The sequence below is a fragment of the Sphingomonadaceae bacterium OTU29LAMAA1 genome, from assembly GCA_024072375.1.
In the GTDB taxonomy this organism is placed as follows: Bacteria; Pseudomonadota; Alphaproteobacteria; order Sphingomonadales; family Sphingomonadaceae; genus Sphingomonas.
On the sequence record CP099617.1, the window covers coordinates 87,017 to 100,000 of the forward strand.

The window sequence follows — 12,984 nt, forward strand, 5'->3', positions numbered from 1 at the left end:
TATCTGAAAGGGTTGCATGTCACTCTTCGATCTCACCGGCAAAGTCGCCGTCATCACCGGCTCCTCACGCGGCATCGGCAAGGCCAGTGCGTTCGAACTCGCCCGCGCCGGTGCGCGGGTTGTCATCAGTAGCCGCAAGCAGGACGCGTGCGACGCGGTAGCCGCCGCGATCAACGCCGAATTCGGTGAGGGCAGGGCGATCGCGGTTGCCGCCGGCATCTCGTCTAAAGACGCGCTTCGGCATCTTGTCGACGAGACCCGCCGCCAGTTCGGCCGCATCGACGTCCTCGTCTGCAATGCCGCCTCCAATCCCTATTACGGCCCGCTGGAGGGCATTGCCGACGACCAGTTCCGCAAAATCCTCGACAACAACATTCTCTCCAACCACTGGCTGATCCAGATGGTCGTGCCCGAAATGCGCGAACGCCGCGACGGATCGGTGATCATCGTCAGCTCGATCGGCGGCCTGCGCGGCTCCGACGTGATCGGGGCCTATAACGTGTCCAAGGCGGCGGACTTCCAGCTCGCGCGCAACTATGCGGTCGAATACGGCCCCGACAACGTTCGCGTGAACTGCATCGCGCCGGGGCTCATCAAGACCGACTTCGCCCGTGCGCTCTGGGACACGCCGGAGGCGGAGACGCGATCGAGCAGGCACACGCCGCTGCGCCGGCTGGGCGATCCGATCGATATCGCCGGCGCGGTCGTCTATCTCGCCTCCGATGCAAGCCGCTACATGACCGGACAGGCGATGGTCGTCGACGGCGGGGTTACGATCTGATGGCCCGCTTCACCGGCAGATCGATCGTCGTCACCGGCGCCGGCAGCGGCATCGGTCGCGCCGCAGCTCTCCTTTTCGCCGCCGAGGGTGGCCGCGTCATCGTCGCCGACAAGACCGAAGGCGCTGACGACACCGCCGCGATGATCGCGGCAGCCGGCGGCATCGCCCACTCCATCCGCATCGACGCCGGCGTCGAGGAGGATGTCGTCCGCACCGTCGCGCTCGCCTGCGACCGGTTCGGCGGGCTCGACGTGATGTTCGCCAACGCCGGCATATCCGGTGGCATGGCCAACATCTTCGACACCGACGTCGCGCTCATCACCGACGTACTCCGCGTCAATCTGATCGGCCCATTCCTCGCGATCAAGCACGCTGCGCCGCGTATCGCCGAACGGGGAGCGGGAGCGATCGTCCTTACCGCCAGCGTCGCCGGCATCCGTTCCGGTGCGGGTTCGCCTGCCTATTCGGCATCGAAAGCGGGCGTCATCAACCTCGCCGCTGTAGCGGCGCAGCAACTGTCCGGCAGCAATGTCCGCGTCAACGCGATCTGCCCCGGCCTGACCGAAACCGGTATGACCAAACCGACCTTCGACTACGCCCGCGATGCCGGCAAGATGGACCGGCTCGGCCGCCTCAACCCGCTGCACCGTGGCGCGCAGCCGGAGGAGCTGGCCAGGGTGGCGCTGTTCCTCGCCTCCGACGACGCGAGCTACGTCAACGGACAGGCGATCGCGGTCGACGGCGGCCTGTCGTCCAGCCATCCGGTCACGCGACAGGATTACGGCAGAACGGCCGTCTGAGTGACTTGCTAGCGTCATCGGCGTGGGACAGGATGCCGTCATGGTTATCCTCCTCGCCGCCGCGATCACCGCAGCAATCGTGCAGCAGACGTCGCCGCCGCCGCCGGTAGTGATGTACAAGCGGGAGCCGGGACCGCACGCCGTGACCCTCGAACCTCCGCAACAGCAATTGGGGCGCTGGGTGATGCGTCCGGTGTTCTGCGAGCGGTCCGATGGCCCGGGCGGCACCGCGCAGGCCATCGTGCGGGAACCCGACGCCCGGCGTTTCCTGACCTGGAGCCGGTCCGAACCCCGTCGCCCCCTGACGCTGGAATTCCGGATCGATGCCAGCGGCCGGCCGCTGTCGATCCGTCGCCGGATGGCGTCGGAGTTCGAGTATGTCCCCGACGCAGAGGACGTCGCCCCGGCGCTTGCGGCGAGTCGCTTCGCGACCGGCGGGGAGCGGAGCGGGTGCACGGCGACGTTCGTCGTCGACGCAGTGTCGATTGCCGGGGCCCCAATCGCGGAGCTGATGGCCTATGCCGTGTTCCCCACGACGCCGCCGCCGAAAATGGTCTGGCAGCGGATTACGCCCGCGGGCAGCACGTGCACCAATCCGTCGCCGGACGTCCTGCTGCGCGGCTTTCCGGCGTTCGGGACGCTGCCCGAACAGCCCGGTTACGCGACATGGAGCATGACCGGCTACGACCTCGATCGTGGCGGCAAGCCGCGCAACCTCCGGACGCTGGCAGGAACCGGCACGGCGGCGCTGGACCGGACGGCGCGCGAAGCGGTGGCGAAGTCGCGGTTCGTACCGGGCGTGCGGGTCGGCTGTTTCTACCCCTATCACAAGAACGGCACGATCCTGCCGGCGCCGGTCCCGCCTCAGGAAGACGCGGTCCGCCCTGCCGGCGCCACCTGCCCGCGGGAGCATGGATGGGACCGCCCACCGGTCTTGACCTATCCCGCTGCCTATCGGCGTCGCAGTATCGAGGGGTGGGCCATGGTCACGTACGACGTCGCGCCCTGGGGGCAGACCGGCAACGTGCGGGTGCTGCAATCGGAACCGACGTCCGAATTCGGCGATGCCGCGGCGGCGATGATACGCTCGGCCAGCTTCCGGAAGGGCGGCACCGGCTATACGGGCTGCGTCGACCGGGTCCGCTATGTGATGCGCAAGCCCGGCGCCCCGGTCGTGCCCGAAGCGGTGGTCGACTGAGGCATCACGCTTTGGGCGGGCGGCGCCGGATCAATCCTTCCTGCGCGACGCTCGCCACAAGCCGCCCGTCGGCACTGAAGATGCTACCGCGGTTCATCCCCCGCGCATGACCGGCCCACGGGCTATCGGTGGTGTAGAGCAGCCAGTCGTCGGCGCGGAACGGCTCGTGGATCCATAGCGCGTGGTCGAGGCTCGCCGTCTGCATCTCGGGCATCAACCAGTTGACGCCGTGTGGCATCATCGACGTCGCCAGCAACGCCATGTCGGATGCATAGGCGAGTGCGGCACGATGGAGCGCGGGGTCGTCGCCGATCGATGCGGCGGTGCGAAACCACGCGGCATTGTTCGGCGGACGCTTCTCCGGGGCGAACCAGCTGCGCGGATGGAGCGGGCGCATCTCGATCGCGGTTTGCCGACGGGTGAAGAAATCGCGGAATCGCTCCGGCACCTGATGCGCGATCGCCTGCCGCAGTTCGCGCTCGGACTTCAGCGTGTCGGGGCCGGGCACATCGGGCATCGTGTCCTGATGATGCAGACCCTCTTCCGGCGTCTGGAAGGACGCGGCCATGGTCAGGATCGGCTGCCCCTGCTGCATCGCGACCACCCGCCGGGTGGCAAAGCTCTTGCCCTCGAAATCGCGGGTGACCTGGTAGACGATCGGAAAATTCTCGTCGCCCGGCCGCATGAAATAGGCGTGGAGCGAATGCGCGTCCTTGCCCTCGACCGATCGCTGCGCCGCCTGCAATGCCTGCGCGATCACCTGTCCGCCGAACACCCGGCCGCGACCGCCGGGCTGGCGCGACCCTCGATACAGGTCGACGTCGATCTCCTCGACGTCCAGCAACGTGACAAGCATCGCCGCGAGCTGTTCGGGCGTTCGTTCGATGAACTCCGCCATCAATACCCTGCCGCTTTCGCCAGCCGGTCGGCGTGGAACCCGACATCGCCGAACATCTCGGCCAGCACGCGCGCGCGCTTCATGTAGAAGCCGATGTCATATTCATCGGTCATGCCGATGCCGCCATGCATCTGGATGCCCTCCTGCACCGAAAGCGTCGTCGCCATGCCGGTGATCGCCTTGGCGATCGACACCGCCCCGTCCACCATCTCCGCATCCGCGCCCGTATCGAGCAATTGCTGCGCCTTGAGCACCGCGGCGCGCGCGACCTCCATCTCGCTATAGAGGTGCGCGGCACGATGCTGGAGCGCCTGGAAACTGCCGATCGCGACGCCGAACTGCTTGCGTTCCTTGAGGTAGCCGACGGTCATGTCCATCGCGCCCCCGCCGATGCCGAGCAGTTCCGCCGCCGCGCCGGTGCGACCCGCACGGAGCAGGCGGCCGAGCGGGTCGCGACCGGCATCGACCTCTCCGATCACCGCATCGGCATCCACCTCGACTCCCTCGAATGCCATGCGTGCGGCAAGGCTGGAATCCGCCAGTCGCTCGGGCGAGGCGGTGAGGCCGGCGGCGTCGCGGGGGACGGCGAACAGCGTCACGCCCTCGGCATCGTCGGGCGATCCGGCAGTACGCGCGGCGACGATCAGCAGGTCGGCGACATGGCCGTGCGTGACGAACCGCTTGGCCCCGGTCAGGCGGAAGCCGTTGCCCGAGCGCTCGGCCTTCAGCGCCACCGCGTCGCGATGCTTGGCACCCTCGTCGATCGCCAGCGCCGCCACCGTTTCGCCGGCGACAATGCCAGGGAACCAGCGGTCGGCCTGCGCCGATCCCTTCAGCGCCTCGACCGCCGCGACCGCGGTGGTGAGGAAGGGGGATGGCGACAGGTTGCGGCCGATCTCCTCCAGCACCACGCCCGCCTCGACATGGCCGAGGCCGAGGCCGCCCTGCGCCTCGGGGATGAGAATGCCGTTCAGGCCCATCTCCGCAAACTGCTTCCACAGGTCGCGGCTGAACCCGGTCGCGTCGTTCGCATCGCGGAGCGCGCGGAGGTGCGACACGGGGGCATGTTCGGCGACGAAGTCCTTCGCGGTGTCGCGGAGCATCGTCTGTTCTTCGTTGAGGTAGAGAGGCATCGTGGCAATATCCGTGTTCCGGCGGAAGCCGGAACCCAGGGTTCCAGGCGTTCCGCTCTATGGCTATCGGCTCCTGCGTGCGCAGGAGCACGCTCGGTCACGCGCCCGGCAGTTCCAGGATGCGCTTGGCGATGATGTTGAGCTGCACCTCCGACGTGCCGCCCTCGATCGAATTCGCCTTCGTCCGCAGCCACGCGCGCGGGGCGGCGCCGGTGTTCGACCGCTCGCTCTCCCATTCCAGCGCGTCCGATCCGCCCGCCGCCATCATCAGTTCGTGGCGATCCTTGTTCAGCTCGGTGCCCACGTACTTCATCATGCTCGGCTGCGCGGGATGCGCGCGGCCCGCCTTCAGCTCGTCGATGAAGCGTTCGGACATCGCCGCGAACGCCTTCGCCCGCACCTCGAACAGCGCGATCTGCGTGCGCAGCACGGGGTCCGCCAGCCGCCCGTCGTGATCGAGCCCGACCGTTGCGATCGCCCCCTCGATCAGCGGATTGCGGCCACCACCGCCCAGGCCCATGCCGCTGATCATCTCGCGCTCATGGCCGAGCAGATATTTGGCGACGTCCCAGCCCTTGTTCTCGTCATGGATGCGATTGGCCTTGGGCACCTTCACATTGTCCATGAAGGTCTCGCAGAACGGCGAATAGCCGCTGATCAGCAGGATCGGCTTGGTCGAGACGCCCGGCGATTCCATGTCGAACAGCACGAAGCTGATCCCGCCCTGTTTCGATGCCTTGCTGGTGCGGACGAGGCAGAAGATCCAGTCGGCCTTGTCCGCGTAGCTGGTCCACACCTTCTGCCCGTTGACGATATAATGGTCGCCGCCGTCCTCCGCCGATGCAGCGAGCCCGGCGAGGTCCGACCCGGCATTGGGTTCGGAATAGCCCTGGCACCAACGGATTTCGCCGCGGGCGATCTTGGGCAGATGTTCGAGCTTCTGTTCCTCAGTGCCGTACTTGAGCAGCGCCGGCCCGAGCATCGAAATGCCGAACGAGTTGAGCGGATTGCGCGCACGGATCGCTGCCATTTCCTCGCGCAGGACCTTGGTCTCCGCCGCTGACAGCCCGCCACCACCATATTCCTTCGGCCAGTCCGGCACGGTCCAGCCACGCGCCGCCATGCGGTCGAGCCAGTCCTTTTGCGCCGGGCTGGAGGGTGCGAAGTGGCGGCCGCCCCAGCAGATATCGGCGTCGGAGCGCACCGGCTCGCGCATCTCGGGCGGGCAATTCTCCGCCAGCCAAACGCGGGTGTCGGCGCGGAAGGTGTCGAGGCCGCTCACTTGATCGCTCCCGACTTCAGGCTGTTGGCGACGGTGAAGCCGTGCTTCTCTAGCCCGGCGGCGACCTTGTCGTAACCTTCGCTCTTCGCCCAGAACATCGGCCCGCCGCGATAGATCGGCCAGCCGTAGCCGTAGATCCAGACGACATCGACGTCCGACGCCCGCTGCGCCATCCCCTCTTCCAGGATCAGCGCGCCTTCGTTGACCATCGTGTACAGCGTGCGCTCGACGATCTCCTCGTCGGTGACGTCATGCTGCGGCGTCCCCGTCTTCTCGCGCCATTCCGCGATGATCTCGGCGACGCGGGGGGAGGGGGTGGGGTTCCGCTTCGCGTCGTAATCGTAGAAGCCGGCCTGCTTCTTCTGCCCCCAGCGCCCCTCGGCGGCGAGCGCGTCGCGGACGTTCTCGATCCGGTTCGGGTCGCGATGCCAGCCGATGTCGACACCGGCCAGGTCGGCCATCTGGAACGGCCCCATCGGCATCCCGAAAGCGACATGAACGCGGTCGATCTGCTCGGGCGTCGCGCCTTCCAGCAGCAGCTTGTTCGCCTCCACCTGCCGCGGCATCAGCATGCGGTTGCCGATGAAGCCATAGGTGACGCCGGCGACCACTGCGACCTTCTTGATCTTTTTGGCGAGGTCCATGACCGTCGCCAGCACGTCCGGCGCGGTCTTCGCCCCCCGCACGACCTCCAGCAATTTCATCACGTTGGCGGGCGAGAAGAAGTGCATGCCGACCACGTCCTGCGGGCGGGCGGTGCAGGCGGCGATCTCGTCGATGTTGAGGTAGGAGGTATTCGACGCCAGGATCGCGCCGGGCTTTGCGATGCCGTCCAGCCGCGTGAAGATCTCCTTCTTCACCTCCATATTTTCGTACACCGCCTCGATGATCAGGTCGCATTCCGCCAGATCGTCGAAGTTCAGCGTCGGCGTCAGCGCGCCCATCGCCGCCTCGACCTGTTCGGGCTTCATCCGGCCCTTCGCCGCCGATGCCTCATAGTTCTTGCGCATCACGCCGGTGCCGCGCTCCAGCGCGTCGGCCTGCATCTCGACGATCGTCACCGGGATGCCCGCCGACAGGAAGTTCATCGAGATGCCGCCGCCCATCGTGCCGGCACCGATCACGCCGACACGGTTGATCGCGCGGCGCTGCGTGTCGGCGGGGACGTCGTCGATCTTGGCGGCCTGACGCTCGGCGAAGAAGATGTGGCGCTGCGCGGCGGACTGCGTCCCCATCATCAGCTTCATGAATTCCTGCCGTTCGAAGGCGATGCCGTCGGCGAACGACGTTTCGCTCGCCTTGACGACGCAGGCGATGTTGGCGGCTGGCGCCTCGAACCCGCGGAAGCGGCGGCCGTTCTCCTTCTTGAACGCCTCGACCGCGTCGGGATCGGCCTTGGCTTCCTTCTCCGAGGCGCGTGGGATCGGCCGCTTGTCCCTCACCTCGCGCGCGAAGGCGATCGCGTCCGCCTCCAAGCTGTCTTCCCCGACGATCTTGTCGATCAGACCTGCCTCCTGCGCTTTCTTGACCGGGATCGGATCGCCCTTGGCGGTCATTTCCAGCGCCATGCCGACGCCGGCGATGCGCGGGATGCGCTGCGTGCCGCCCGCGCCGGGAAGCAGGCCGAGCTTCACCTCGGGCGTGCCGATCTTCGCGGAGGGCACCGCGACACGGTAATGACAGCCAAGCGCGACCTCGCAGCCGCCGCCCAGCGCGGTGCCGTGGATCGCCGCGACGACGGGCTTGGTCGATGCCTCGATCAGGTCGACGACGGTCGGCAGGCCCGGCTCCTGCATCGGCTTGCCGAATTCGGTGATGTCGGCGCCCGCGAAGAAGGTGCGACCGTCGCAGCGGATCACCATCGCCTGGATCGTATCGTCGGCGACGCCTTCCTTGATCGCCGCCTCCAGCCCGATCCGCACCGCCGCGCCGAGCGCGTTGACCGGCGGATTGTCGGAGATGATGACGAGCACGTCGTCATGGCGTTCGGTGCGGATCGGCGAGGTCATATCGGGTCTCTCCTTGCATGGGCTCCTGCGACGGCAGGAACCCAGGGCCACCGGCGGCGGCATGTACAACTCTGGCTCCTGCCTGCGCAGGAGCACGGACGGCTAGTTCAGCGCGGCATAGATCATCGTCTTCAACTCGCGGCGGATCGGGTAGAGCCCGGACGGGCTGAGCTGCGTCATGAACACCATGTGCAATCGCTCGACCGGATCGATGAAGAAGGCGGTCGAAAACATGCCGCCCCAATAATATTCGCCCGGCGACCCGGGGATCATCGTGCGCGCGACATCCTGCGTCACCGCGAACCCCAGGCCGAAACCGGTGCCGGCATTCTGCGTCTCGCTGAACAGCGACCGCGACAGGCTGGCGAGATCCTTGCCGCCGGGCAGATGGTTCATCGTCATCAGGTCGAGCGTCTTGCGCCCGACGATGCGAACGCCGTCCAGTGTCCCGCCACTCTCGCACATCCGGCAAAAGCGGTGATAATCGAGCGCGGTCGACACCAGCCCGCCGCCACCCGACAGCAGTTTCGGCCGCCGGCTCCACGCGCTCGCCTCGCCGCGATCGTACATCACGCGGCCCTTGCCTGCGACGAGGGTGTAGCAGTCGGTCAGCCGATCGAGCTTGTCGCCCGGCACCTGGAAGAAGGTGTCATGCATACCGAGCGGCGCGAAGATGCGATCGTGGAAGAACGCGTCGAGCGTCTGCCCCGACACGCGCTCGACGACCGCACCGAGCACATCGGTCGACACCGAATAATTCCACCCTTCGCCCGGCGAGAACTCCAGCGGCAGTTTTCCCAGTGCCGCGACGAAGCCGTCGAGGTCGAGGTTGCCGTGCCAGCTTTCCATCTTCGACTCGCGATAGGCGGCATCGACGTTGGAGCGGTTCTGAAAGCCGTAGGTGAGGCCGGAGGTATGCCGCAGCAAATCGAGCATCCGCATCGGTTCGGCTGTCGCGCGGGTGACGAACGGCGCGCCGCCACCGCCACCATTGTAGACCCCCAGTCCCTTGAACTCGGGCAGGACGTGATGGACCGGCGTGTCGACTGCGACCTTGCCCTCCTCGACCAGCATCATGAACGCGATCGAGGTGATCGGCTTGGTCATCGATGCGATGCGGAACAGCGATTCCTCGCTGACGGACGCGCCGCCCTCGCGCGCGCTGCCCTGGTGCGAGAAATGCGCGATCTCGCCATCGCGCGCGATCAGCAACTGGGCGTTGGGGAGCAGCCCGGTGTCGAGATAGCGCGCCTTCAGGAACGCATCGATTGCCGCGAGCCTGCCGCTTTCGAATCCGTTCGCCTGCGCAACGATGGTCGCCATCCTCTGCCATACCCCAGCTTCTAACTTTCTCTTCCTATTGCCTTGAGCGATGGCGGAATCAACAGTAACCTTTCATCGAAACGCAGGAATCGCACCTGCCATCGACATGAGAGAGGAAGCTGCCGTGGCGAGCGAGCCGATCGTAGACCTGCCGCCATCCTGGCCGGCGATGTCGCTTGCCGAGGTGAAGGCGCTGCTGACCGCACCCGGTGCCAAGTTCGAGATGGACGAGGCGGTGATCGACGGCGTGCCGACCCGCGTGTGGAAGAATGCCCCGCCGACGATGCGCTATCTGCTGGAGGCGAGCCGCGGTCACGCCGATCGGCTGTTCGTGATCTACGAGGACGAACGCGTCAGCTACGAGGCGCATTATCGTGCGACGGCGGCATTGGCCGCGCATCTGGTGGCGCTGGGGATCGGCAAGGGCGACCGCGTGGCGCTGGCGATGCGCAACCTGCCCGAATGGTCGGTCGCGTTCTTCGCCGGCGTGGCGATCGGCGCGATCATGGTGCCGCTCAATGCGTGGTGGACCGGCGCGGAGCTCGAATACGGCCTGCGCGATTCGGGTGCGCGGGGGCTGATCGTCGATGGCGAGCGGCACGGGCGGCTGGAAAGCCTGTACACCACGCTGCCCGATCTTGGCCATGTGATCGTCGCGCGCGCGACCACACCGCTCGGCGAGGGAACGCAGCGGCTGGAGGAGGTGATCGGCACGCCCCACGACTGGCCGAGCCTTGCCGAGGTGCCGCTGCCGCCCGCCGCCGTCGCGCCGGACGATGCCGCGACGATCTTCTACACCAGCGGCACCACCGGCGCGCCCAAGGGGGCGCTGGGATCGCACCGCAATTTCATGACCAACATCATGTCGAGCGGCTACACCGCGGCGCGCGCCTGTCTGCGTCGTGGGGAAGCGCCGCCGGAGCCGACGCCGCGCGTCTCGCTGACCGTCATCCCGATGTTCCATGTCACCGCCTGTTCGGCGGGGATGATGGGATCGATCGCGAGCGGTTCGACGATGGTCTTCCTGCGCAAATGGGACGCGACGCGCGCACTGGAGATCATCGAGCGGGAAAAGGTGAACATGACCGGCGGCGTGCCGACGATCGCATGGCAATTGCTCGAACATCCCGACCGCGCCAATTACGACCTCTCGTCGCTCGATACGATCGCCTATGGCGGCGCGCCGTCCGCCCCGGAACTGGTACGCCGCATCCACCAGGAATTCGGCGCGCTGCCGGGCAACGGCTGGGGCATGACCGAAACCACCGCCACGGTCACCCAGCACGGCGGCGAGGATTACCTCAACCGCCCCGACAGCGCCGGCGCGCCGGTCGCCACCGCAGATATCGAGGTGCGGGGCAAGGACGGCACGACGGTGCTGCCGCCGAACACGATCGGCGAATTGTGGGCGCGCGGGCCGATGATCGTGAAGGGCTATTGGAACAAGCCCGATGCGACCGCGGCCACTTTCATCGACGGATGGGTGCGGACCGGCGATCTCGCGCGGATCGACGACGAGGGCTTCCTGTTCATCGCCGACCGGGCGAAGGATATCGTTATCCGCGGCGGCGAGAACATCTATTCGATCGAGGTGGAGAACGTCCTCTACGCACATCCGGCCGTGACCGACGCCGCTCTCGTCGGCGTGCCGCATCGCACGCTGGGCGAGGAGCCGGCGGCGATCGTGCACCTGTGTCCGGGATGCGGGGCGACAGAGGCGGAATTGCAGGCTTTCGTCCGAGAGCGGCTGGCGGGCTTCAAGGTTCCGGTCGCGATCCGCTTCCTTTCCGAACCGCTGCCCCGCAACGCCAATGGCAAGATCCTCAAGAAGGAGTTGAAGGCGCTATTCGTGGATCGCGTGCCGATCACCGCATGATCGCGCAAGAAGCGGGATGGCCAGCCGCGAAAATGCGCTAGGGTAGGGGGATGGCCGACGATCCCGATCCCAGCACTTCCCGCATGACCGCCGAAGAGCAGGTGGCGTTGGGCGCACCGCTGCTGCCGGGTACGCGATCTGAACTGGGGCGGATCGCGTTGCGCCGCGACCGGTTGCTCGCCGCCTTCACGCTGATCTCCGGTATCGGTCTGGCGCTCGGTACGCCGTTCGCGCTGAAGTCGGGCGCGGAATTCTTCATGCCGCTCACCGCGGCGCTGGTCATCGCGATCGCGCTGGTGCCCGTGCTCGAATGGCTGGAACGTCGCCGCATCCCCTCGGCGCTGGCGGCCTTGTTCTGTGTTCTGGTGTTTCTCATCGTCGCCAACATCGCGATCGCCGCGATCGTGGTGCCGGCTACGGATTTCTTCCAGCTACTGCCCAGCAGGATCAGCCGTATCCAGCACAACCTGTCGCCGTTGCTCGACCTCTATTCGACGCTGGAAAAGTCGGTGAACAAGATGTTCCGGCAGGTCGCCTCCACCCCCGTGCGCCAGCCGCAGACCGCCGCGGTCGCGCCGCCCAGCTCGATCCTGGAGCTGGCGGCGACATCGGCGCCGACGGTCATCGTGCAGTTCTTCTTCGGCATCCTGATCGTCTTCTTCTTCCTGTCCGGCTGGACCGGCATGCGCAAGAAGACGATCACCGGGCGGACCAGCTTCGACGGCGCGATGGCGACCGCACGGGTGATCCAGGACGTGGTCGACGACGTGTCCGCCTATCTGGGCACGATCACGCTCATCAACCTCACGCTCGGCGGCATCGTTGCGGGCGCCTTGTATTTCATCGGCATGCCGTCGCCTTTGATGTGGGGCGGCATCGTCGCCCTGCTCAACTACATCCCCTATTTCGGGCCGATCATAGCGGCGTTCCTGCTCGCGATCGGCGGGATGATGACCTTCACCGATATCTGGGTGGCCATGCTGCCGCCGGCGGTGATGATCGGCTGCCATCTGGTCGAGGCGAATGCGATCACACCGCTCGTCGTCGGTCACCGGCTGACGATCAGTCCGCTGATGATCCTCGTATCCATCAGCTTCTGGGGCTGGGTGTGGGGGACGGCGGGAGCACTGCTGGCGGTGCCGTTGCTGATCATCATCCAGACGATATTGGGGGCGGCGGGCAAGCCCGATATCGCCGGTTTCCTGTTCGAACACGGCACGCTCGTGCAGCAGGAACGCGAGCGCCGGCGGCGAAACGACGGTGACGGCGAATAGGCCGTTGACACCCCCGATGCCCTCGCCTAGTTGGCGCGCCTCAACGCTTTCAGCGGGTGTAGCTCAGTTGGTTAGAGCGCCGGCCTGTCACGCCGGAGGTCGCGGGTTCGAGCCCCGTCACTCGCGCCACTCTCCTGTCGGAAGAGTGGGGTAAGCTAATCGGAACATGCGGGAACAGCGCATCGCCGGATCGGCGAAGGTCGCGTTCCGACCGCTTTCAGCGGGTGTAGCTCAGTTGGTTAGAGCGCCGGCCTGTCACGCCGGAGGTCGCGGGTTCGAGCCCCGTCACTCGCGCCACCGGTCGCCAACCGGTATTCCTCAGCGCCAGCGGCCGGTCTCCATCCACTGCAATAGCGGCCGCAGCGGGATGATCCAGATGATCCCGGTGATCAGGTAGAACGGCAGTTGCA

The 12,984-nt window shown here is 66.7% G+C and carries 11 protein-coding genes and 2 tRNA genes (1 of these 13 running past the window's edge); 7 read left to right on the forward strand and 6 right to left on the reverse strand.

Annotation, left to right across the window (positions count from 1 at the left end; all coding sequences use genetic code 11):
• The first annotated feature begins 16 nt into the window (after positions 1-16).
• The 3 genes from NF699_00785 to NF699_00795 are packed head-to-tail and all read left to right on the forward strand — an operon-like array spanning position 17 to position 2,779.
• Positions 17-781 carry an SDR family oxidoreductase gene (locus NF699_00785; protein ID USU05280.1) on the forward strand — a complete coding sequence of 255 codons (765 nt, stop codon included), beginning with the start codon at positions 17-19 and terminating at the stop codon, positions 779-781.
• Positions 781-1,581, forward strand: coding sequence for an SDR family oxidoreductase (locus NF699_00790; GenBank protein ID USU05281.1), 801 nt, complete (start codon positions 781-783; stop codon positions 1,579-1,581). The genes NF699_00785 and NF699_00790 overlap by 1 nt, the downstream gene beginning before the upstream one ends.
• A gap of 40 nt (positions 1,582-1,621) precedes the next feature.
• Positions 1,622-2,779, forward strand: coding sequence for an energy transducer TonB (locus NF699_00795; GenBank protein ID USU05282.1), 1,158 nt, complete (start codon positions 1,622-1,624; stop codon positions 2,777-2,779).
• Between the two features lie 4 nt (positions 2,780-2,783).
• Here NF699_00795 and NF699_00800 read toward each other — a convergent pair whose 3' ends face one another.
• The 5 genes from NF699_00800 to NF699_00820 form a co-directional block, all read right to left on the reverse strand.
• Positions 2,784-3,677, reverse strand: coding sequence for an acyl-CoA thioesterase II (locus tag NF699_00800; protein ID USU05283.1), 894 nt, complete (start codon positions 3,675-3,677; stop codon positions 2,784-2,786).
• Positions 3,677-4,810 carry an acyl-CoA/acyl-ACP dehydrogenase gene (locus NF699_00805; GenBank protein ID USU05284.1) on the reverse strand — a complete coding sequence of 378 codons (1,134 nt, stop codon included), beginning with the start codon at positions 4,808-4,810 and terminating at the stop codon, positions 3,677-3,679. Before NF699_00805 ends, NF699_00800 begins: the two co-directional genes overlap by 1 nt.
• A 97-nt stretch (positions 4,811-4,907) precedes the next feature.
• Complete coding sequence (locus NF699_00810) at positions 4,908-6,092, reverse strand: acyl-CoA dehydrogenase family protein (protein USU05285.1); 1,185 nt, start codon at positions 6,090-6,092, stop codon at positions 4,908-4,910.
• Positions 6,089-8,101: a 3-hydroxyacyl-CoA dehydrogenase NAD-binding domain-containing protein gene (locus tag NF699_00815; protein ID USU05286.1), complete on the reverse strand. Its 2,013-nt coding sequence runs from the start codon at positions 8,099-8,101 to the stop codon at positions 6,089-6,091. Before NF699_00815 ends, NF699_00810 begins: the two co-directional genes overlap by 4 nt.
• Positions 8,102-8,203: 102 nt before the next feature.
• Entirely contained in the window at positions 8,204-9,424 is a 1,221-nt protein-coding gene (locus NF699_00820; protein ID USU05287.1) for a beta-lactamase family protein, read from the reverse strand.
• 106 nt (positions 9,425-9,530) lie between these two features.
• Between NF699_00820 and NF699_00825 the strand changes: the two genes are divergently transcribed.
• From NF699_00825 to NF699_00840, 4 genes are all read left to right on the forward strand, one after another.
• Positions 9,531-11,300, forward strand: a complete 1,770-nt coding sequence (locus NF699_00825; protein ID USU05288.1) for an acyl--CoA ligase — start codon at positions 9,531-9,533, stop codon at positions 11,298-11,300.
• A 50-nt stretch (positions 11,301-11,350) separates the two neighbouring features.
• Positions 11,351-12,574 carry an AI-2E family transporter gene (locus NF699_00830; protein USU05289.1) on the forward strand — a complete coding sequence of 408 codons (1,224 nt, stop codon included), beginning with the start codon at positions 11,351-11,353 and terminating at the stop codon, positions 12,572-12,574.
• 52 nt (positions 12,575-12,626) lie between these two features.
• Positions 12,627-12,703: transfer RNA gene (locus NF699_00835), tRNA-Asp, on the forward strand.
• Between the two features lie 91 nt (positions 12,704-12,794).
• Positions 12,795-12,871 (forward strand) — tRNA-Asp (locus NF699_00840).
• Between the two features lie 21 nt (positions 12,872-12,892).
• On the opposite strand, the gene NF699_00845 is transcribed toward NF699_00840, so the two are convergent.
• Positions 12,893-12,984, reverse strand: partial view of a DUF2842 domain-containing protein gene (locus NF699_00845; GenBank protein ID USU05290.1) — the final stretch only. It continues 115 nt past the right edge of the window; the window shows 92 of its 207 coding nt (coding positions 116-207); its start codon lies off the right edge, out of view — the gene reads right to left on this strand; its stop codon occupies positions 12,893-12,895.

Excerpts from the sequence above, each read along its gene's own strand:
- NF699_00825 (USU05288.1), top strand. The coding sequence starts at position 9,531 with ATGAGAGAGGAAGCTGCCGTGGCGAGCGAGCCGATCGTAGACCTGCCG.
- NF699_00800 (USU05283.1), bottom strand. The coding sequence starts at position 3,677 with ATGGCGGAGTTCATCGAACGAACGCCCGAACAGCTCGCGGCGATGCTT.
- NF699_00805 (USU05284.1), bottom strand. The coding sequence starts at position 4,810 with ATGCCTCTCTACCTCAACGAAGAACAGACGATGCTCCGCGACACCGCG.
- NF699_00820 (USU05287.1), bottom strand. The coding sequence starts at position 9,424 with ATGGCGACCATCGTTGCGCAGGCGAACGGATTCGAAAGCGGCAGGCTC.
- NF699_00815 (USU05286.1), bottom strand. The coding sequence starts at position 8,101 with ATGACCTCGCCGATCCGCACCGAACGCCATGACGACGTGCTCGTCATC.
- NF699_00790 (USU05281.1), top strand. The coding sequence starts at position 781 with ATGGCCCGCTTCACCGGCAGATCGATCGTCGTCACCGGCGCCGGCAGC.
- NF699_00785 (USU05280.1), top strand. The coding sequence starts at position 17 with ATGTCACTCTTCGATCTCACCGGCAAAGTCGCCGTCATCACCGGCTCC.
- NF699_00830 (USU05289.1), top strand. The coding sequence starts at position 11,351 with ATGGCCGACGATCCCGATCCCAGCACTTCCCGCATGACCGCCGAAGAG.
- NF699_00795 (USU05282.1), top strand. The coding sequence starts at position 1,622 with ATGGTTATCCTCCTCGCCGCCGCGATCACCGCAGCAATCGTGCAGCAG.